The organism is Providencia rettgeri (assembly GCF_013702265.1).
Taxonomy (GTDB): Bacteria; Pseudomonadota; Gammaproteobacteria; order Enterobacterales; family Enterobacteriaceae; genus Providencia; species Providencia zhijiangensis.
In genome coordinates, this window is sequence record NZ_CP059348.1 from 560,289 (window position 1) to 579,836 (window position 19,548).

Annotated in this window: 18 protein-coding genes; 9 read left to right on the forward strand and 9 right to left on the reverse strand. The window is 44.4% G+C overall.

Annotated features, from left to right (window positions below; translation table 11 throughout):
- Positions 1 to 4 precede the first annotated feature (4 nt).
- The 4 genes from H0913_RS02525 to H0913_RS02540 are packed head-to-tail and all read left to right on the forward strand — an operon-like array spanning position 5 to position 2,531.
- Positions 5 to 397 (forward strand): hypothetical protein, encoded by a 393-nt coding sequence (locus H0913_RS02525; protein WP_181477935.1) that lies wholly within the window; start codon positions 5 to 7, stop codon positions 395 to 397.
- A complete protein-coding gene (locus H0913_RS02530; protein WP_181477936.1) occupies positions 390 to 920 on the forward strand; it encodes a fimbrial protein in 531 nt (176 codons plus the stop codon). The genes H0913_RS02525 and H0913_RS02530 overlap by 8 nt, the downstream gene beginning before the upstream one ends.
- Complete coding sequence (locus H0913_RS02535; RefSeq protein WP_181477937.1) at positions 920 to 1,453, forward strand: fimbrial protein; 534 nt, start codon at positions 920 to 922, stop codon at positions 1,451 to 1,453. Before H0913_RS02530 ends, H0913_RS02535 begins: the two co-directional genes overlap by 1 nt.
- Positions 1,454 to 1,466: 13 nt before the next feature.
- Complete coding sequence (locus H0913_RS02540; protein WP_181477938.1) at positions 1,467 to 2,531, forward strand: adhesin; 1,065 nt, start codon at positions 1,467 to 1,469, stop codon at positions 2,529 to 2,531.
- A 2-nt stretch (positions 2,532 to 2,533) separates the two neighbouring features.
- Here H0913_RS02540 and H0913_RS02545 read toward each other — a convergent pair whose 3' ends face one another.
- Positions 2,534 to 3,307 carry an AraC family transcriptional regulator gene (locus tag H0913_RS02545; protein ID WP_181477939.1) on the reverse strand — a complete coding sequence of 258 codons (774 nt, stop codon included), beginning with the start codon at positions 3,305 to 3,307 and terminating at the stop codon, positions 2,534 to 2,536.
- Positions 3,308 to 3,512: 205 nt separating this feature from the next.
- On the opposite strand from H0913_RS02545, the gene H0913_RS02550 reads away from it, so the two are divergent.
- From H0913_RS02550 to H0913_RS02560, 3 genes are read left to right on the forward strand one after another with little or no spacing between them, the layout of a single operon-like run.
- Positions 3,513 to 5,924, forward strand: coding sequence for a DMSO/selenate family reductase complex A subunit (locus H0913_RS02550; protein ID WP_181477940.1), 2,412 nt, complete (start codon positions 3,513 to 3,515; stop codon positions 5,922 to 5,924).
- Positions 5,921 to 6,559 carry a DMSO/selenate family reductase complex B subunit gene (locus H0913_RS02555; protein ID WP_154602061.1) on the forward strand — a complete coding sequence of 213 codons (639 nt, stop codon included), beginning with the start codon at positions 5,921 to 5,923 and terminating at the stop codon, positions 6,557 to 6,559. Before H0913_RS02550 ends, H0913_RS02555 begins: the two co-directional genes overlap by 4 nt.
- Entirely contained in the window at positions 6,556 to 7,431 is an 876-nt protein-coding gene (locus tag H0913_RS02560; RefSeq protein WP_181477941.1) for a dimethyl sulfoxide reductase anchor subunit family protein, read from the forward strand. The genes H0913_RS02555 and H0913_RS02560 overlap by 4 nt, the downstream gene beginning before the upstream one ends.
- Before the next feature lie 33 nt (positions 7,432 to 7,464).
- Here H0913_RS02560 and H0913_RS02565 read toward each other — a convergent pair whose 3' ends face one another.
- From H0913_RS02565 to H0913_RS02585, 5 genes are read right to left on the reverse strand one after another with little or no spacing between them, the layout of a single operon-like run.
- Positions 7,465 to 8,166, reverse strand: a complete 702-nt coding sequence (locus H0913_RS02565; RefSeq protein WP_181477942.1) for a molecular chaperone — start codon at positions 8,164 to 8,166, stop codon at positions 7,465 to 7,467.
- Between the two features lie 12 nt (positions 8,167 to 8,178).
- Positions 8,179 to 9,255: a fimbrial protein gene (locus H0913_RS02570; protein ID WP_154638696.1), complete on the reverse strand. Its 1,077-nt coding sequence runs from the start codon at positions 9,253 to 9,255 to the stop codon at positions 8,179 to 8,181.
- 11 nt (positions 9,256 to 9,266) lie between these two features.
- Positions 9,267 to 11,774 carry a fimbria/pilus outer membrane usher protein gene (locus H0913_RS02575; RefSeq protein WP_181477943.1) on the reverse strand — a complete coding sequence of 836 codons (2,508 nt, stop codon included), beginning with the start codon at positions 11,772 to 11,774 and terminating at the stop codon, positions 9,267 to 9,269.
- Positions 11,775 to 11,788: 14 nt separating this feature from the next.
- On the reverse strand, positions 11,789 to 12,481 hold the full coding sequence (locus tag H0913_RS02580) for a molecular chaperone (protein ID WP_154602066.1): 693 nt from the start codon (positions 12,479 to 12,481) through the stop codon (positions 11,789 to 11,791).
- 52 nt (positions 12,482 to 12,533) lie between these two features.
- Positions 12,534 to 13,127 (reverse strand): fimbrial protein, encoded by a 594-nt coding sequence (locus H0913_RS02585; protein WP_154602067.1) that lies wholly within the window; start codon positions 13,125 to 13,127, stop codon positions 12,534 to 12,536.
- A gap of 647 nt (positions 13,128 to 13,774) precedes the next feature.
- Here H0913_RS02585 and H0913_RS02590 point away from each other — a divergent pair.
- The gene (locus tag H0913_RS02590; protein ID WP_006663313.1) at positions 13,775 to 14,197 is read left to right on the forward strand and encodes a DoxX family protein; all 423 of its coding nucleotides are present in this window, start codon (positions 13,775 to 13,777) and stop codon (positions 14,195 to 14,197) included.
- Positions 14,198 to 14,258: 61 nt separating this feature from the next.
- On the opposite strand, the gene H0913_RS02595 is transcribed toward H0913_RS02590, so the two are convergent.
- Genes H0913_RS02595 through H0913_RS02605 form a run of 3 tightly spaced genes read right to left on the reverse strand, consistent with a single transcriptional unit; the run spans position 14,259 to position 17,444 of the window.
- A complete protein-coding gene (locus H0913_RS02595; protein ID WP_420720236.1) occupies positions 14,259 to 15,074 on the reverse strand; it encodes a DNA polymerase beta superfamily protein in 816 nt (271 codons plus the stop codon).
- Positions 15,075 to 15,096: 22 nt separating this feature from the next.
- Entirely contained in the window at positions 15,097 to 16,323 is a 1,227-nt protein-coding gene (locus tag H0913_RS02600; RefSeq protein ID WP_006663311.1) for an RtcB family protein, read from the reverse strand.
- 2 nt (positions 16,324 to 16,325) lie between these two features.
- On the reverse strand, positions 16,326 to 17,444 hold the full coding sequence (locus tag H0913_RS02605) for a slipin family protein (protein WP_181477945.1): 1,119 nt from the start codon (positions 17,442 to 17,444) through the stop codon (positions 16,326 to 16,328).
- Between the two features lie 480 nt (positions 17,445 to 17,924).
- Between H0913_RS02605 and rtcR the strand changes: the two genes are divergently transcribed.
- On the forward strand, positions 17,925 to 19,502 hold the full coding sequence (rtcR, locus tag H0913_RS02610; RefSeq protein WP_181477946.1) for an RNA repair transcriptional activator RtcR: 1,578 nt from the start codon (positions 17,925 to 17,927) through the stop codon (positions 19,500 to 19,502).
- Positions 19,503 to 19,548: the final 46 nt, after the last annotated feature.

A 19,548-nucleotide genomic window follows, 5' to 3' on the forward strand; every position in this document is an offset into this window, starting at 1 on the left:
GTGGATGAATATTATCCGGTTAGCCATCGGGATTATCACAATGACCGTAAGTGCTTGGGGGCAAGGCGAGGAATTTTTAGGCAGCGTGCCACCTACTGAATCCCATTATGAATCTTCCCATGCGGGGTGGTTTTTGGTGAATGCCATGTTATTCAATGCACCATGCAGTTTAGAGGTAGGGAAAACGCTGAAATTGACCCATTGCGGTGCTGGGGTTGTATTTAGTGAAAATAAGAATGGAGCAAAAACTCCCGCACTTTTGCGGGTGGTGGATGCCTTAACGGGGGAAGAAACGGTGCGTTACCCCGTGGTACTTATTGATGGAAATAACCCCGTTCAGCTCCCTTCTGTGATTGATAAAGCACACCCACTGCGACTGGAGGTGAGTTATGAGTAAGCTAACCCTGTTTTGGTGGCTGATGGCGCCCCTTTTTTGGAGCTTTTCGACTCAAGGTAATGCGCAATTTCTGGATGTGGAGTTTAGCGGGGAGTTAGTGCATTTATCCTGCAAAGTGAGTGCCGGTTCTGTCAAAAAAGAGATCCAATTAGACGAGTTACGCATGGAGTCTCTTAATCTGGGGGAGATCAGCCCTATCACGCCATTTTCTATTGAGATCGACCATTGCCAGCGTGCAGAGCTGGGGAAACTTATCAAGATGACGTGGCATGGGACGCAGTTAGTGAATATTGATGGGGACAGCTACCTTATCACTCAAGGCGACAGCGGCGTGGTACTGGGGATTATGGACCGTGAAGATAAACCTATTGCTTGGGATGAGCCGATTGATGTAGGCAGCGTTGCCGTGGTGAACGATGAACAGTCTTTATCTTTTGGGGTGGTAGCGCGCAAACCGCCTTATGGCTACGTCAGCACAGGGCAGTTCTCCGGTTGGGCTACGTTTTCCGTGGAGTATAAATAGTGAAGCAAATCAATAAAATCAGAAAGTATTTGTGGGGTTTACTGTTATTTATCTCACCGGTGGTTTATGGGGATGTGTTTGTGGATGTCGCGGCAACAATGGTCGACCCTGCTTGCCACGTACGCAGTGAAAATAATGATTTACCACTGCAAATTAATTTTGGGGTGGTCGAAATTAATGGTGCGCCAGGGGTTTCGTTAACCAAAGATTTTCCGGTGTATATCAGTGGGTGCTCAGGAAGAAAAACGTTATCGGTTCTACTCAACCCAAAAGGCTATGGAACAGAGGAGTACCAAGGTCGGCAAGTTTTATCCACTAGTGCAAAAGGGTTGGGAATCGATTTTTCTGATATCACTGATGGGTTAATCTTTCCTTTAGAACTCAATCAATTACAAACTATCACGCCACAGCCTATCAGTGCGACGGAGCACCGTATTAATCTTCAAGCAAAGTTGGTGAATACACGGCCACTCAGCCAATTACCCGCAGGAAGATTCACGTCGGCAATGATGATCTCAGTCACTTATCATTAATGGAAATACTAATATGTTGAAAATAAAATCCATCGTGCGAGCAGGTTGTTTGGTGGGCGGAATGCTATCGGCAGCGATGGCTCATGCGGATTATGCGGCGCAAATTATCGATCCTAATACGGGTTACACCATACGCGTGAATAACAGCAGTACGCTGGCGGATCATCCTGATAGGGGGTCTGACGGTCAAAATTACTATCAAGTTGGGGAGCCTTTTGTGGTGGATAGTAACCTTGCGGAACCGATTGGTATGGTGAAGTGTGTCGGGCGCCGCTGGGGAAGTACAAGTACGCAAATTTTGCCAGCAAATGCGTTTCATCGATTATTTATGTATGTGCCTGAAACGGGGTTTTCGATTGCAGGACTCAAAGCGTATCGATTGAACGCCAACCTTGTGATGACGGTGCAATCCGACATGATGGAATGGACGAACCGCAGCTCCGGTGTGTGCTCAATGTCTTATGCGGATACAAAATTTGAGGTTCCTCGATTTAATAACCATTTTCCTATCACCATGACGTTTTATATCAAAGAGCAAATTATCGATGGGCAGTTGATTATTAGTGAAATGCCATTAGCGGGTTACGTGCGTGCATTTACCAATCCCAGCGTGGCACCCCCTTATGATAGCTGGCCACTTCACGAATCTTCTGTGCCATTACGCTTGGCGGCTTCGCAAATTAATATCGGTGCAAAATGCACATCCAGTACCAGTAGCGGGGAGCAAGGGATATTAAATCTACGCCATGGGCAGTTAAACAGCTTGTATTATGACAACCGTGCTAGCGGCCAAGTTACTTACAGTTGCCTCTTCCAATCAGCGACCAAAGTGCGGTTACGATTGGACTACACGCCGGATGATGACCCTCAAAAGCGCTTACCGATGAAAAATGAAGCGAACGATACGATTTACAGCGATTTGGTGATCACCGATCTTGAAACGGGGCAATCTGGCAAAGAGATCAACGCGGAAATTCACAGCCTGAAAGAGTTCGAAATCAGTAGCCACCTACAAGGGGAAAATGCCCAAGCGGGTGACTATCGCGGTTCTGCATGGCTGATTGCCACATTGGATTAAGGCTAGGATTCAATACGTTGAATAAAGCTCGATGGGGTTTGTCCAAGCCATTTTTTAAACATGGTTGAGAACGAACCCACATTGCTGTAACCAAGATCAAACGCCACTTCCGTGATCGACTTGCCTGCTGAAATCTGGCTAATGGCACTTAGTAAGCAGGCTTGTTGTCGCCAATCTGAAAATGACAAACCTGTTTGCGCCCCAAAAAAGCGGCTAAATGACCGGTCGCTTTTATGCAATTTTGCGGCCCACTCTTGGGGATGCGAGGTAATTTGCGGTGATTTTAAAAATTCACGGCACAGAGCCGCGAGGCTTTCATCCCGAGGGATCGGCGCAAAAAACGGCAGCGGCTCGGCTCGCGCCACTTCATAGAGGATCAACTGCATCAATGATCCATCGCGTCCGTTAGGATCATATTCCAGCGGCACATCAACCGCTTCTAATAACAATTGGCGAAGTAAAGGCGTGACGCGCAAAACTTCGCATCGATTGCCTTGGCGGGGCGCTGCCGCAGGTTCGATATATAAACTGCGGGTGCTGACATTCAGCATCCGTGTTTCATGAGCCGTATTCTCCGGGATCCACACGCCACTGTCAGGGGGAATAACCCACTCACCATCTTCAGTACTCACCTCAATTAGCCCCGTTGCACCATATAAGAATTGAGCGCGGCGGTGCTTATGCGAATCCAACAGTACGTTGGGTAAGTAATCCGTCGCAAGTGCGATAACATCCCGGGCGACACTATCAATGGTACTTAGTGGAATATTTCTCATCGTAATTTTGGTTACCGTCGTTCATTGGCTGAAATTCAAACATAACGAATTATTTTCTGAATATAGGCAAAATTTATTGATATAACCACATGTTTCACGCGGTTGGCTGAAATTCCAATGCCTTTGGCGGTTTTTCAAAAGTTGGCTCAGTGGGAAATGTTTACGCTATCGCGGCAACCTAATGTACGCCAGAGGTAGAGTTATCATGAAAAATTATAATGATCAGAGTGAACATCTGATTGAATCATTAACCCGTCGTCGGTTTATTCAAGGCAGCTCTGCACTCATGGCTGTCCCATTTATTGCCACGAACACGGCCGCTTCAACACCAGAAAATCCCAATATTATTCCGACGACCACCTTGCCAAATGACGGTGAGCGAGTGGTTTCCACATGCAGCAGTTTTGACTGCGGCGGAAAATGTGATATTCGCGCCCACGTTAAACAGGGCGTTGTTACGCGCATCAGCACACGTCCCGATGGCGATCTTGATGAAGAGATGCCGATTATGCGTGCCTGTGTGCGTGGGCGCAGCTATCGCAAATTTGTCTACCATCCGAACCGCTTAAAATACCCAATGAAGCGCGTGGGCAAACGTGGTGAAGGGCATTTCGAGCGAATTAGCTGGGAAGAAGCCACCACGCTTATCGCTGAAAATATGCAGCGAATTAACCAGCAATATGGCCCTGCATCACGCTTTGTGAGCTTAAGTACTGGGGTGACGGGCGGCATTTTTTCAGGGGCGAATATGCTACGCCGCCTGTTTAATTTGACGGGGGGATTTCTGGAAAATTACCACTCCGTCAGTAACGGTAACACTATGGCAGTGACGCCCTACACTTATGGCACCTCGGCGAGCGGCAGTACATTAGATACATTGGAAGAGACCCCATTGGTGATTTTATGGGGGCATAACCCGAATGAGACTATTTTCGGGCACACCAACCATTACTTCCAAAAAATGAAGAGAAATGGCACTAAGTTTATTGTGGTGGATCCGCGCTATTCCGATACTGCCTCTTCGCTGGCGGATCAGTGGATCCCGATTTTACCGACCACCGATAACGCGATGATGGATGCCATGATGTACGTGATCATCAGCGAAGGTCTGCATGATCAGGCATTTATCGATACCTACACCGTTGGCTTTGATGAGCACCAAATGCCTGATGGAGTACCGGAGCATGAATCCTTAGTCTCCTACTTGATGGGGAAAAAAGATGGCGTGGTGAAAACCCCTGAATGGGCGGCGCCGATAACCAAAGTGCCTGCACAAACCATTCGCCAGCTTGCCCGTGAATATGCCACAACCAAACCCGCCGCTTTGATGCAAGGGTGGGGACCGCAGCGTCATATTTGTGGGGAGCGCTCTGCGCGTGGTGCGACATTGCTGGCAACCATTACGGGAAACGTCGGTGTGAAAGGGGGTTGGGCTGCTGGTTATGGCATGGCCGTGACGCCAGATCTTCGTAAAACACTGGCGGGTCCCAGCCTGTTTGAAAACCCAGTTAATGCGAAAATTAATATCACCAACTGGGTACAAGCCTGTGAAGATGCCAGCCTAGTTACACCGGATAACGGCTTAAAAAATGCGGAAAAACTGGATACCGAAATCAAAATGATTTTTTCCCTTGCGGGAAATTACATGACGAACCAGAACCCTGATATTCGCCATGCCGCCAAAGTGCTGGAGGATGAAAACAAGGTTGAGTTTATCGTCTACAGCGACCTGTATATGACCCCAAGCGCCAAATATGCCGACATTTTACTGCCTGAAACCAGCTTTTTAGAACGTTGGAATGTTGGCGGGACGTGGGGCACAGGGAATTACATTATTCTGTCTGAAAAGGTCGCGGAGCCTGAATTTGAACGTCGCAGTGATTATGAGTGGCTCTGGGATGTGGCAAACAAATTGGGTGTGGGTGAAAAATTCAGTGAAGGGCGCACGGAAAAGCAGTGGATTGAACATCTGGTCAATGATGCTCATGAAAAACGTCCTGAAGATGGAATTCCCACTTTTGATGAATTGTTGGTTAAACGCCGCCATCTTTTGAAACATAAACCCCATACGGGGCATGTAGCATTTGAGAGAAATATTAAAGACTTAGCCAATAACCCGTTTGAAACCCCATCGGGCAAAATCGAGATTTTCTCGAAACGTCTGTATGACCGTAATGACCGCGATATTCCGGCGCTCTCCCATTATGTGCCTGCGATTGAAGGCCCTGAAGATGCTCTAACACAGCAATATCCGCTGCAATTGATTACGTGGAAAGGGCGCAACCGCGCGAACTCCACCCAGTTTGCGAACCCATGGTTGCAAGAAGTGCAGCGCCAAGAGTTGTGGATCAACCCGATCGACGCGAAACGCCGCCAAATTACAGAGGACGATCGCGTGAAGGTGCATAACGATCGAGGTATCACGATGGTACCTGTCAAAATCACGTCGCGGATTATGCCGGGAGTAGTGGCATTGCAAGCGGGAGCATGGTGGCAGCCAGATGAAAATGGTGTCGATCAAGGGGGATGTGCCAACGTTTTAACATCTGCACGCAGTACTGCAATGGCGCACGGTAATGCCCATCAAACCTTATTGGTGGAGGTAGCAAAAGCATGAGTAAATTCCACGTTTATCCCGCAGTGAGTGACAAACAACTCGGGTTTTATATTGATTCGGCGCGCTGCTCAGGATGCAAAGCGTGTCAGGTTTCCTGCAAAGATAAAAATAATCTCGAAGTTGGACGTAAATTTCGTCGGGTTTATGAGATCACGGGCGGAGAATTTATCGAAAATGGCTGCGGCAGTTGGGAGAACAACGTGTTCGCCTACACCCTGTCTATCTCGTGTAACCACTGCGCCGACCCAATGTGCGTAAAAAATTGCCCAACTACTGCCATGCACAAGCGTGAAGGGGATGGCATCGTGATGGTCAATACGGATAAATGTGTGGGTTGCGGAACTTGTGCGTGGTCGTGCCCCTATGGTGCGCCGCAGATGAATCCCGAAACCAAGCAAATGTCCAAGTGCGATTTCTGTATTGATTTACAACTGCAAGGGCAAACTCCCGTATGTGTGGCGACGTGCCCACTCGGTGCAATTCAGTTTGGCCCTATTGATGAGCTGCGCGAGCGCTTTGGCTCGCAAGCGGATGTGAAAGGGCTGCCAGACTCATCCATTACTCACCCCAATTTAGTGATCCACCCGCACCAAGGGGCGGGGCGTCATACCGCGATCCAAGGAGCGAAAAAATGAATGAATGGCCACTATTAATATTTACCTTGCTGATGCAAGCCTCTATCGGGTTAAGTGTGATGCTGGGGATTTGTGCAAAAAGATTGGCGACGACTCTTGGTGGAAATATTCCTTCGAGCTTTCTGTTGCGCTATTTGTTTATCGCTTGTGTGCTGGCGGGTATGGGTTTGCTCTCCTCCATTACACACTTGGGGGTGCCGCTCAATGCACCCAATTCGTTATTAAACATTTTCTCCTCTTGGCTCAGTCGTGAAGTGGTTTTTACGGCGACTTACTTTACGTTCTTGGGCCTCACTTTTTTGTGGATGTGGTTTAAAAAACGACTGTCTTACGGGTTATTGGGGTTGGCGATTATCGCGGGACTGTGTGATGTGTATGCGATGGGGTCGATTTACCGTTATACCTCCATGTTAGTGTGGATGAATGACAATACCTACCTGATGTTTTATGGGGCGATGTTGACCCTAGGGGCGGCAGGCTACTATTTACTGGTTAGCCTTCTACTGAAAGATCGAGGTCAAAATAGGGCGCTTGCATTATTGATGGTGGTGGGCGTGAGCTTAGTGGTTCGTTTGATTTATCAACCATTCTACGAAAACTATTTGCTGGAAACCGCTTACACCAATGAATCCGTCACTTTTCCCATTGATTCAATTAATGCTTATCAACAGATTTGGTCACTGCGTTTAGCCAGTTGGGGGGTTGGGTTTATTGCCATTGTGGCTATTGGTATGGGGGCATTTTATCGCATTAAAGGCGAAGCACAGGGCGTTCTGGTTGGGCGTAGCCACTATGTTCTTGTGGTGGGCTGTGTTTGTGCGCTGATTGCGGAGTGTATGCTGCGTTACTGTTTTTATACGATCCATATTTAAAAATGAATAACCGAGCCAGATAGGTTCGGTTATCTAATTTACGCTTAAAGCATGGGTGACTAAGCTACCTTGATCATTGATATACACCGCAATAAGTTTACCATTTTGCCGATGACTCCCTTCTAGCTTTTCGGTTGAATACGGTGGGATCATAACGCTCTTCGCGATGGGGGTATTTTGGCTATTTTCATAATAGAGCTGTGAAATATTCAAAAAATAAGGGGTAGGGTTTTTAATCGAAAGCTGATTCTCTGAATGAAAAGCACTCACGTTATTGATAAATGATTCTACGCCACTGGCAAGCGCTGCGGGTCGATAAAAAACTTTGATACGAATTTGTAGCGCTAACTGAATAATATTCATCCCTTCTTTATTTTGAGGTTTTGGCGAGATATCAAGTACATTCAGGTAAAAAACAGATTCTCTATCTTGCGGTAAATCCCCTCCAATAAATCGAATCCGTAATTGCGCGCCATCATGAGCGGCGATTTTGGTCACAGGCGGCGTCACAATAAACGGCGCCTCTGTTGTTTCAGGGGTGGAATGGACATTGCCCTCATCAACCCAACTCTGGACTAAGCTTGCTTGTTCACTGTCATTAATGGTTTGAATATTGGCAGATTTTTGGTCGCTTAAGTAAATCAGACGCGTTTTTTTGAGTATTAAGCTCGCGTGCGTCTGTGAGCTGAGAAGGAGCAACATAAAACTGTAAATAATCCCTTGAATATACCGCATTTTTTCATCCTTCTAATTATAAGACATGACAACAGTTGCGGTGCTGGATACAGGGCCTTGCGTCACGATGGCAGGGGTATAAGGGTAATAGTAAGCCCCCATATTGAGGGTAAATGATGGGGATATTGGGCTCCCTTTTGTTACCGTGAAAATAGAGGTTGCGGTATTTTGTGCAGCCACGCTATCGGAGAGGGTAATTGGGCTGGTGGGGTTACTTGCAGTGACCAAGCGAAAACCTACACCTGCGGCGCCTTGGCTGGCAGTATTATTCATGGTGGTTTTATCTGTCGCGAGTAAGCTGCTGCTGGATAAAAAGATATTGATATCTCTTGATGCGTTGCCTCCTGCAAGAAAATCACTGCAAGTGAAGTTGAGATTAAAGGGAGTATAGCCTGCACGTGTTGCTGATTTGACGGTACTGATGCTGACGGGGGGCAGGGTCACTACTAAACCTTGGTTTGCAAAGTTACAGGTGGTGGTAATAGGGCTATAAGTCACTTGAACGGGTTGTAAATAGATATCATCGGGCTGAGTTGTCCATACAAATCCCAGTAAAAATGCTAAGAGTCTAGCCACCACATCAATAAGCCATTGTACAAGACCTAAAGTGGATGCATCCGAAGCAAAAACAACGGGGTTAATCGTTGCTGTGCTTCCTGCAATTTCAATATAGTTCGAGCTCGGTTTGACGGTCACCAGTGTAAATTGCATGGTGAAATTTACATTGAGTTCATTGGCGTTATGGGAACCAGGGGACAAGTTTGACACATTGTTTTTTTCTAATTGGGTGACGGTGACTTCTACTAATTGCTTACCTCCATTGAATCCCACGGTCGCTTTTCGACCTTGAAATGGTGAGGCAATACCTACGACATTAGGGAGTAATCCATTATTGGTACAAGTAAATGTACCGGAAAATATGGTTCGAGAGTCTTTGGTTACGACAGTCGATGAGCTGGTTAAATCGTTTGATAAATCAAAAGTAATAGGGGATGCCGTGACGGTTGACGCTTGTCGACAGTTAGCAGAGGCATACTGGCTGACGGCAAGTAAACTTGAAAATAATAGTGCCAATGTGGTTTTTTTCATTGGATTTTCCTTTATTGACAGCGGTTTTTACCTTTATCCATCGTGTTAACTGGTTGATGGATCACGCACTCTTTTTCCCCTTTCAGCTTGATATGTAAGGCTGAAGGTAGCTGTTCACTCTTAAGGTACAGCACGCCAGATTGCCCTACATAGCCAATATTTTGCTGCTGTGGATCGACGACTTCAGTACCGAATGGCAGGCTGTGGCCATTGGCTAACTCACCGCGTAAAATAAAGGTTTGTCGAGTGTCAGTTTCTAACTTGATGTAGTTAACTGCGCCTTGGTACGGGCTGATGTTTGCCATATTTCCGAGCACTTCAGCGCCTGCCGTATTTTCGGTATCAGAAAGGGTATATGAATTAGCGCGATAAGGGGTGCTGTTGGTCACTAGCACCACACCGCGCTGATTGGTTAGCGTGGTTTTATCGTCATTGACCATCATATTATTGGCCATTGGGGCATCAATGATGGTGTAAGTATCTCCGGTATCATCTGATAAGGCGATATGGTTAGGAATAGCGACCAAGGTACCTCGAGCGCCTAATCCGGCCTGACGATAATCATTCGCTTCGGTATATGAACCGGATAATGTGGTGTAAGGGTGCTTATAGGTAATATTTCCACCGAGGACATTGTTACCCCCAGACTGATTCGTGCCTGTCACGGTGTAATTAACTTGGTTATCTTTCCCCGCGATACCACTGACACTCAAGGCCGTTTGTTCATAGTGAGAGTCAGTAAAATAGCTGCCTAAGCTCACGTTAGCGCGTTTTTCGAATAGGCTAATAGGAACGCTAACATTCATATAAACGCGGGTTTCTTCTTTGTTATCGTAATTACGCATCCGTGATACGGACACGCTGTAGGAAATGTCGTTATAGTTGTTGGCATAACCAACTTGATATTCTCGGCTACTGCCGTGAGTATTCCAGTAATCACGATGGGTTCCAGAAACAAAAACAGAGCCATAATTGTCGCCAAGTTGCTGATTCAAGTTAACGGTGAAGGTATTTTTCGCCCGTGAGCCTCGTAAGGCATCGAAATTACTTAGCGAGAGATCGGAATTGTTATTATTATTGCCAATTTGGTTGGCATTTTCGTCTTGATATCGCTGCCAGGCTTTATAGTTATCATGAGAATAAATTGAATCGACAAAGCTATAGTAGCCGCTAGTGGAATAGCGGTATGTGGCGAGAGTTAAACTGGTCGAGGTGGCGTCAATAAATTTACTGTAGGTTAAACGATAGCTTTGGCCACTCTTATCTCCGCTATCTAATTTAGTTTTGGCATGAGTGATGTCTGCGGAGATAGCACCAAAGCGAAAGTTCCAACCACTCCCAATAACGGCGGAGTAATATTTCTCACTGAGCAGAGCGCCGGAATAGAGCGTCACTAAGTTATTCAAGCCGTAATGATATTCGCCCTGAATAAATTTAGGTTGGTATGAGGTATTGTCGATTTTGGCTTGCCCAGCAAGAACGTTATAGTTGGAAACACCCTCTTTAAGCATATCGGGTACGGCGGAGTAGGGAACAGAGAATGATTCTTTTCGGCCATCCGCTTCTTGTATTACCACCAATAAATCACCGCTTCCCGCGCTAGGCTGAATATCGTTAAATGCGAATTCACCTGGCGGCACGTTTTCTTGATAGACCAAGTACCCATTTTGATAAACGGTGACTAAGGCGTTGGTTTGTGCGACGCCTCGAATAATCGGCACAAAGTTTTGGCTTGAGTTCGGCAACATCCCCACTTCCGTTGCGAGCATTATTCCTCGCATACGGATGCTATTAAATAGCGCCGTTGGTGTATAAAAATCGCCAGCCTTCAGCCCTGAATTAATCTGGCTGATTGGGCGGTATACATAGCGGGTGTTATTGCGCCATTTTTGCGAGCCATGGGATGAATAGCGATAGCTTGATTCATCACGAAATTGCCATGCACCTAAATTGACACCCGAGTTGAGGGTAGCATAGAAATTCTCATTATTTCTCTTCTCGTGTTTCTTCTCTTTATAACTGTAATAGTTTGTATTATAAGCAAAAATAATGGCTGGCACGCCATGTTGCCACAAGCTGGGATCGACATAACCAGATTCAGATTGTTTAATCGACACTTGTGGAACAGTAATGTTTAGTCGCAAATCACTGATTTTAAATTGGTAATGTAGGTTGGGTGCCAGTGAGCTGAGTTGAACATATGCGTTATCTTCAGTCTGATCTGTTTGGTTAGGTGTGGTTTTTAAGCCGAGCTTAGGGACATCACTTTGCGCAATGCTGATTTGCTTACCATTATCTTCAACATTGATGTCAAACTGTCCTTTCCAAACCTGATTAACATAGATGTCCGCAAGCTGTTTGCCAGCTGGAATTTGTCCATCAGAATAGAAACGAGAAATATCTCCTTTTGCAGATTCACCCACCAAAAGGGAGGTATCAAATTCATCTGCAAATGCATTTTTTAGATAAGTCTGTAGCCCTATTAAAATAAGGATGTAGAGATAATTTTCTTTTTTCATGATGGTTTCTTCTGTTAAAGCTGAAGGTTTTTAGATTTGAAAACACCATAATCATCAACATAAGTCAGAATAAGATTGCTACCTTTTAACTGCTTTTTTAACGGCAGCGTTTTGGATGTGTGTGGTGGAACCATCTCGGAATCAACAAGCGCTGTTTTTTTATCTTCAGGCGTTGTAATAGCAGCGATTGTAAAGTGGTATTGGGAGTTATTATTCACGACAATACCGTTATTATTTAGCTGGTAACTAATATTGTCCGTGATATTTTCAGGTGATTCAGTTAATCCCGTAGGTCGATAAAATAATTTTATTCTTGAACGTGCCGCTAATTGAATTCCATTTTTACCTTTCATTGAATCAGGTGCTTTAGGAATATCTAGGACATTTAAATAAAAAACACTTTCAACATTATCTGGAAGTTTTTTATCTGTTTTTTTGATTTTTAATTGTTGCCCTTGTAAACCCTCTATTTTGATAATGGGAGGATAAAGATAAAAAGGTGCGTCTGAATTTTCAGGCGTTGAGTTTATATTGCCATCATCAATCCAAGATTGAACTAATGATGGTGTTTTACTGTTATTAGTTAATTGAATGGACATGCTTTGTGCAGCTTCTGGATATATAATCCTTGTTCCTGTAATAATAACGTTTGAAAATGTTTCTTTAGAAAATAATAAAAGAAGTAAGAATAATAATTTTATTTTCATAATAAATTCTCACTAAAAGCTAGGCTCAGAGGAACCTAGCTTGAGTTTATTGTTATAGATATGAAACGGTATAAATAACGTTTGATTGCAGCGCACCGACAGATGCGGCAGTCGCATTTGTTTTGTAGTAACTCGCAATTAAGTTCAATGTTGCACCCGCAGCTGAAGTGGTATTGGCTGCAGTTAGCTGAGTATCAAAGGTCGTATTTAATGGAATAGCAACAGTTGGTGATCCAGTTTGTGATAAGCTGAAACCTACGTTGCGAGCAACGGTCGGGTCATTTTCGTTCACTGTTGTATTCATTAAATACAGGCCTGAAGGCGAAATATTACTTGAAGAGAAGTGAAGTTTTAATGTTCCTGCTGGTGTACCTCCACCAACAATTGCACAGTTTGAAAAGGTAAGCCCAAAGGCTTTTTGGTTTTTTGTAATAACTGTACTTGCCGTTGTTCCTGCATCAGAAGATATAATCGGATCTAAAGCAATCGACATATCAGCGCTGTTATTACCATTAATCGTACAGGTAGTATCACTAATTGCACCGGAGAAAGAAATAATACCTCCAGGGCTATTTGTGGCAGCAATTACTGAGCCAGATAACACGGATAAGGACAGTATTGATAGAGAAAGTATATGTCTAGGCATAATTAACCCCATCGAGGTTCTCGATTAATTAAAATAAGTGATTTTTTTCGCTAACCAGAATTGACTAGCTTTTTAAGCTTAGACAAGGTTTAAAGATCTTCAAGATATGTAAAGTGGAATTCTCAGGTTTATAAAACCAATGATTTTAAATTTTCAGATTAAAAATCTGCATTTTTTATTTTTAATTATCTTATGTACTATTTTTTTGCTTGTAATGAGTGATGTTACTTAGTTAAGTATAGATAATATAAGAAAGATTTTATTTCTTGGTTTTTTCCTATTTTATTTTTATTCTGGCATTTTTTGTTTTTATTTATCTTCAGTATTTAAACAAGTAAAAAGAGTATTTTGCTTTTCTTATATTTTTGTTTAATTAATTAAAAATTTATTGAGTGATTAGTCTTGTTAATTATGTAGTCAATTTTTGATGGGGTACTTTTCAATTTAACTGCACATTGAGTTGTGGGGTTCAAAAAATTAGTTCAAAAAAAGAGAGCATAAACGCTATTTTTGAATAAGAAATAGTGCATTAAAAATAACTAAAATTACCTTGATATAGATGAATAAAATGAAAATTAAAACAATTCTCATTTCTGATTTTTGAACCATAATGATAAGTAACATAACGTAGAGAGATGGGGTGCAAAATGGTCGGACTTTTCAATCGTTGTTTGTCACATGAAGACGCAGGAAAACTTCTGTTGCGCTTAGCGGTGGGTGGATTAATGCTATTTCATGGAATGAGCAAGTTGCTAACAGGTGCGAGTGGCATCAAAGGGTTGTTAGCCTCTTATGGTTTACCTGAATTTATTGCTTACGGCACAATTTTGGGTGAAGTGGTTGCCCCTATTTTCATTGTGTTGGGTATTTTAACCCGACCATCCGCGTTGTTAGTGGCGTTCACGATGGTTGTTGCATGGTTAATGGTGGGATTAGATAAAACGTTTTTACTGGATAAAACAGGGGCATGGGCGATTGAGAGTATCGTTTATTTCTTTGTGAGCGCGCTGGCGATTGCTTTGTTGGGTGCCGGGAAATATTCCGTGGTGAAAAGTGAAAATTGGCGATAAATAGTGTGGAATAGTGAAAAGGGCATCGAAATCGATGCCCTTTGTTTGATAACGAAAACTGCTATTTAGCACTAAATTCTAAGATGGTTTTCTGTAAGAACGTATCTAACAGGCGACTATCTCTACAAGACGGCTCTGGAAATTGATAGCGTTCCATGTTGTCTATCGTTTCCTGGATTAATGCATCAATAGCGGGTCTGCGCGTACCATAAAGGCTTTCTTTGCCTCGACTTTTTATCTCTAGCAGCGTATTAATTTCTGCTAATACATCCTTTTGGCTAACACATGCCGCGACTAAATCACTAAAAGCCATCGGTGGCATATTTTTATGGTTCTCTATCCATCGCAAGGCTAATACGGATCGTAAGATATAAAAGTATTTTTTTAATCTCACTTCTTCGACCTTAAAATCAGTGTGTAAGTTTCTTTTACTGATAGAAAGGTAGTGATAACGCGCTTTTAACGGCGAGTAAAATTGTTCAGCCAGTGATTCTAACTGAGCAAAGAAGCCCTCATCTTTATGGTAAACAATCGGTGATTGTAACCATTCAATTAATGCGGGGTTGGAATTACGCATCAGTTTTAAGGCTTTTGATAATTCCCAACCCGACACATCCAGTTCATCGTCAATCGGCTTTTCTATCACATCACGCTTTCTATCTAGTGTGAGATACCAATCGAGGGAATGCACATAGATAAAGCGCACATCATAATCGCTGTCTTGCGAGGCAAATCCCCAACCACGACTACCGGATTCACAGGCAAATAATATTTTGACTTGATGAGTGCGTTCTATCTCGCTTAATGTTTTACGTATCCTTTCTTGCATAAGCATGGATACGCCATCACTTATTTTTTCCATGCTGCTATTTTCCATTTGAACTCCTAATTGGGGAAAATTACCCCTTCACACATACCACTTGGCGTAGCGTATGCACAATTTCTACTAGCGACGATTGGGCTGCCATAACTGCATCAATGTCTTTATAAGCCATTGGAATTTCATCAATCACATCGCTATCTTTTCGACATTCAACATGCGCCGTCGCTATCTTTTGGTCGCTCACTGAAAAACGTTTTTTAGCCTCTGTTCGGCTCATTACACGTCCTGCGCCGTGGCTACATGAACAAAAACTCTCTTCGTTTCCTAGACCGCGAACAATAAAGCTTTTGGCTCCCATTGAACCTGGAATAATCCCCATTTGCCCTTTTTGGGCAGATACCGCCCCTTTTCGGGTTACTAGGATCTCTTCACCAAAATGTTGCTCTTTCTGCACATAGTTATGGTGGCAGTTTACGGCTTCTTGCTGGGTCATAAACGGTTTGGTGATTTCTTTCGATAGCGCTTCCAGTACGCGGTGCATCATCACTTCACGGTTATGGCGAGCAAAATCCTGCGCCCAACCTACGGCTTCCATATAGTCGTTAAAATATTGGCTTCCTTCTTGGAAGTACGCCAAATCACGGTCTGGTAAGTTGGCGATATGCTGCTGCATATCTTTTTGCGCTAAGGTAATAAACAAGTTACCAATCGCATTTCCCACACCGCGAGACCCGCTATGTAGCATCACCCAAACGCGGTCTTGCTCATCCAAACACAGCTCAATAAAGTGGTTTCCCGTTCCCAACGTTCCTAAGTGATTGTAATGGTTAGTTCCACGCAGTTTTGGGTATTTATCGCAGATGCGTTTGAACTCTTCATCCAGTTGCGCCCAGTGGGTATCCACAATATCAGGGGCGCGATGCCAAGCGCCTTTATCTCGACCATGTCGATGGGTGGTTCGTCCGTGAGGTACCGCCGCTTCAATGGCAAAACGGATATTTTGCAGGCTATCTGGCAAATCCGATGCAGTTAATGATGTACGCACCGCAATCATCCCACACCCGATATCCACACCAACCGCCGCAGGGATAATCGCTCCTTTAGTTGGGATCACGCTCCCAATGGTGGAGCCTTTACCGACATGCACATCTGGCATCACTGCTAGGTGTTTAAAGATAAACGGCATTTTTGCCGTGTTTTGCAACTGGGTCACTGCCGCAGGATCAACTGGAACTCCGTGAGTCCACATTTTTACTGGCGCACTATTGGGTTGCATGATTTGGTTAAAGTTATTGTTATTCATTGTTATTCCTTAATTTTTACCAATCCGTTTAATACTTGATCCAATCCACCGTAAACGGAAATTTGGTCGATTCGATGTGCAATACTTTCTAAGGTTTCGAGCTCTTTTAAACGCAAGGCAACGGGATTGTTTTCCATCACTTTGGCAGTATTTAACAGTGAGCGCGTGGCAGCGGTTTCTTCGCGGCGACGGATCACGTTGGCTTGCGCCGATTTTTCGGCTTCTACAACCTGAGACAAGATGGTGCGCATGTCTCCTGGTAAAATAATGTCTTTCACGCCAATGCTATCGATTTCTAAACCGAAGGTGAGGGCGGTTTGTACCACATGCTCCATCATCAGCTGGTCGATTAACTGCTTGTTTTCCAACAGTTCATCTAAGGTACGTGTGCCGATAATTTCACGTAGGGCAAATTGCAGCTCGCGATATAAATAATCCACTGGTTGGCTCAATTTGGATAACGCCAACAAAATGTCGGCATAGCGCCAGTTTGCCGATAAGTTAACACGCAGAGTGACTTTATCTTTGGTCAAAATCTCCTGACCGCTGACTTCCAATGCTTGTAATCGCGTATCAATCACGTCCACTTCAGGTTTACGACAAATTTTCCAGTAACCGTAAGTGCCAGGTTGTAAAATCGATTGGATCTCGCCATCCAACTTAAAGATACCGACATGCCATGCAGGAACTTGGCTGATTAACGCCAGATCAGTGCCTTTGATGCGTTTTTTACCCGCCAAACGCGCCAGCAATGTTGGGTTGATAACGACATCGTCAGTTAATTGGGTTTCGATGCGTAACGTATTGCCAGTTTTCCAGTACAGGCGGCGCGTTGCGGGCGCTAAAATTTCCGTCAGGCTGTTATGCCAATAAACAAAGCCCATTTCATCATCTGCGAGAGTGATGTTCACGCAGTATTCTTCAACCCAATCAGGATGAAACTGGCGTAAATGCTCAGCAAGTTTCTCTTCAATTGGGTCATTATTCAGTTCAAACAGTGAAACGGTCAGTTTATTAAACCAATCATTAAGGCGATATTCGCCAGCGGTGAACAGTTGCTTGAAGTCGCCTTTATTTGAAGTCAGTGCAATGTATCCCTGTGCCACGTTAATTTTTGTCATTGTTATTTTCCTTTTTATTTATTGAGGTGTTATCGAAATCATTGACGAAGCGAGGAGGGAAACAATCGAGCGCCATACGGCTGTCTACTGTTTTGCTCAATGCCCGGTGCGATGACTCGGATAACACTGTGTGGCGAAACGGCAACCACGTTTTATTCATTTGGTTTTGAATGTCGGGACTCGAACCCGATAGCGCATGCTATTACCAGATAGGTCTTACCAACGGCGGAATACAGACCATGAAGTGGGGCTAGCCACCATGTCTGCACCGGTAGAACTGAAGTTCTGACAAATTCCGGTAGTGGACGATTAGACTATTGCCAGATGCGTGCCAACTTTTGAAAGATAATTAAAAATATTTATAATTACTTGATATTAAAAAGATAATTATTTTTATGGTTTTTCTGATGCCATTTTGTGGCTTAATGATTTATTCTTTTTTATATATTTTCATATCGCCTTTTATAAATATTTATAAATATGAATCAAAAAAGAAAAGTGGTTATTGGCGTATTGGGTACTGTGCTTGATAGACGCGGTAAAAAAGCCAATCGCTGGAAAAAATGGCGCCCTACTGTGGGACTGTGCCAGCAAGCAGATCTAGATATTCACCGTTTTGAGCTAATTCATCAGGTGAACGACTACTCGCTCGCGTGCCGGGTGAAAGAAGATATTGAGCAGGTATCGCCGAAAACGGAGGTGGTGCTGCGTGAAGTGGATATTGCGGATCCATGGGATTTTGAAGAGGTCTACACTTCACTGCTGGATTTTTCTGCGGACTACCCTTTCGATACAGAAAACGAAGAGTATTTGGTGCATATCACCACGGGCACCCACGTGGTACAAATCTGTTGGTTCTTGCTGACGGAAGCCCACTATTTGCCCGCAAAACTGATCCAAACTTCACCAACTCGCGGGGAACGGGAAACCGATCCGGTGGGTATGTATGCGGAAATTGACCTCGATTTAAGCCGTTATGCGCAGATCACCAGCCGCTTTGAAAGCCAGCAACAGACTCAGTTGGCGTTCTTAAAGGCGGGTATCGCCACCCGTAATCGGGCGTTTAATACCATGATTGAGCAGATTGAGCGCGTGGCACTGCGTTCTAAAGCACCGATTTTGCTCAATGGCCCTACGGGTGCAGGGAAATCTTTTCTCGCTCGGCGAATTTATCAATTGCGCCAAGGACGCCACCAAGTTAAAGGGCGTTTTGTGGAGATCAACTGCGCCACTTTGCGTGGTGATAATGCAATGTCTACGTTATTTGGGCATGTGAAGGGTGCATTTACGGGAGCGCTTAATCCGCGCCAAGGGCTACTAAAAGAGGCCGACGGCGGCATTTTATTTTTGGATGAAATTGCCGAATTGGGTCTTGATGAGCAAGCAATGCTATTGAAAGCCATTGAAGAAAAAAGCTTTTTTCCGTTCGGGTCAGACAGTGAAATTCAAAGCGATTTCCAGTTGATTGCAGGAACCCATCGCAACCTTGCCGAGTGGGTGGAAGAGGGGAAATTCCGCGAAGATTTATTCGCCCGTATTAATATGTGGACATTTGCGTTGCCGGGGCTGGCGGATCGCCGTGAAGATATTGAGCCGAATATCGATTATGAATTGGCAAAATTCTGCCAAGCGGAGCAGAGCCAAATCCGCTTTGATAGAGAAGCTCGTCAACACTATGTTCAGTTTGCTTGCTCCCCTCAAGCCGCATGGCGTGGTAATTTCCGTGAATTAGGTGCTTCAATTTCCCGTATGGCAACCTTCGCGGAACATGGGCGTATCACCCAGTCAGTGGTAGAGGAAGAAATTCAGCGCTTAAGCCAGCAGTGGCAGCCAAAATCTAAGCTACAACTTCCTGAACAAGTGGGGGAAATCGACCTATTTGAGCAGCAGCAGTTGGCCACAGTACTGGATGTGTGCAGGAAATCTTCTTCCTTGTCTGAAGCGGGACGCACACTATTTGCGGTTTCTCGCCAACAGAAAAAGCAACCGAATGATGCAGATAGGCTGCGAAAGTATTTAGCCAAATTTGGGTTGGATTGGGATGGGGTGAAGGAGTGATGAAATAAAAACCCCACGCTAAAGCGTGGGGTTATCAATGGTGAAA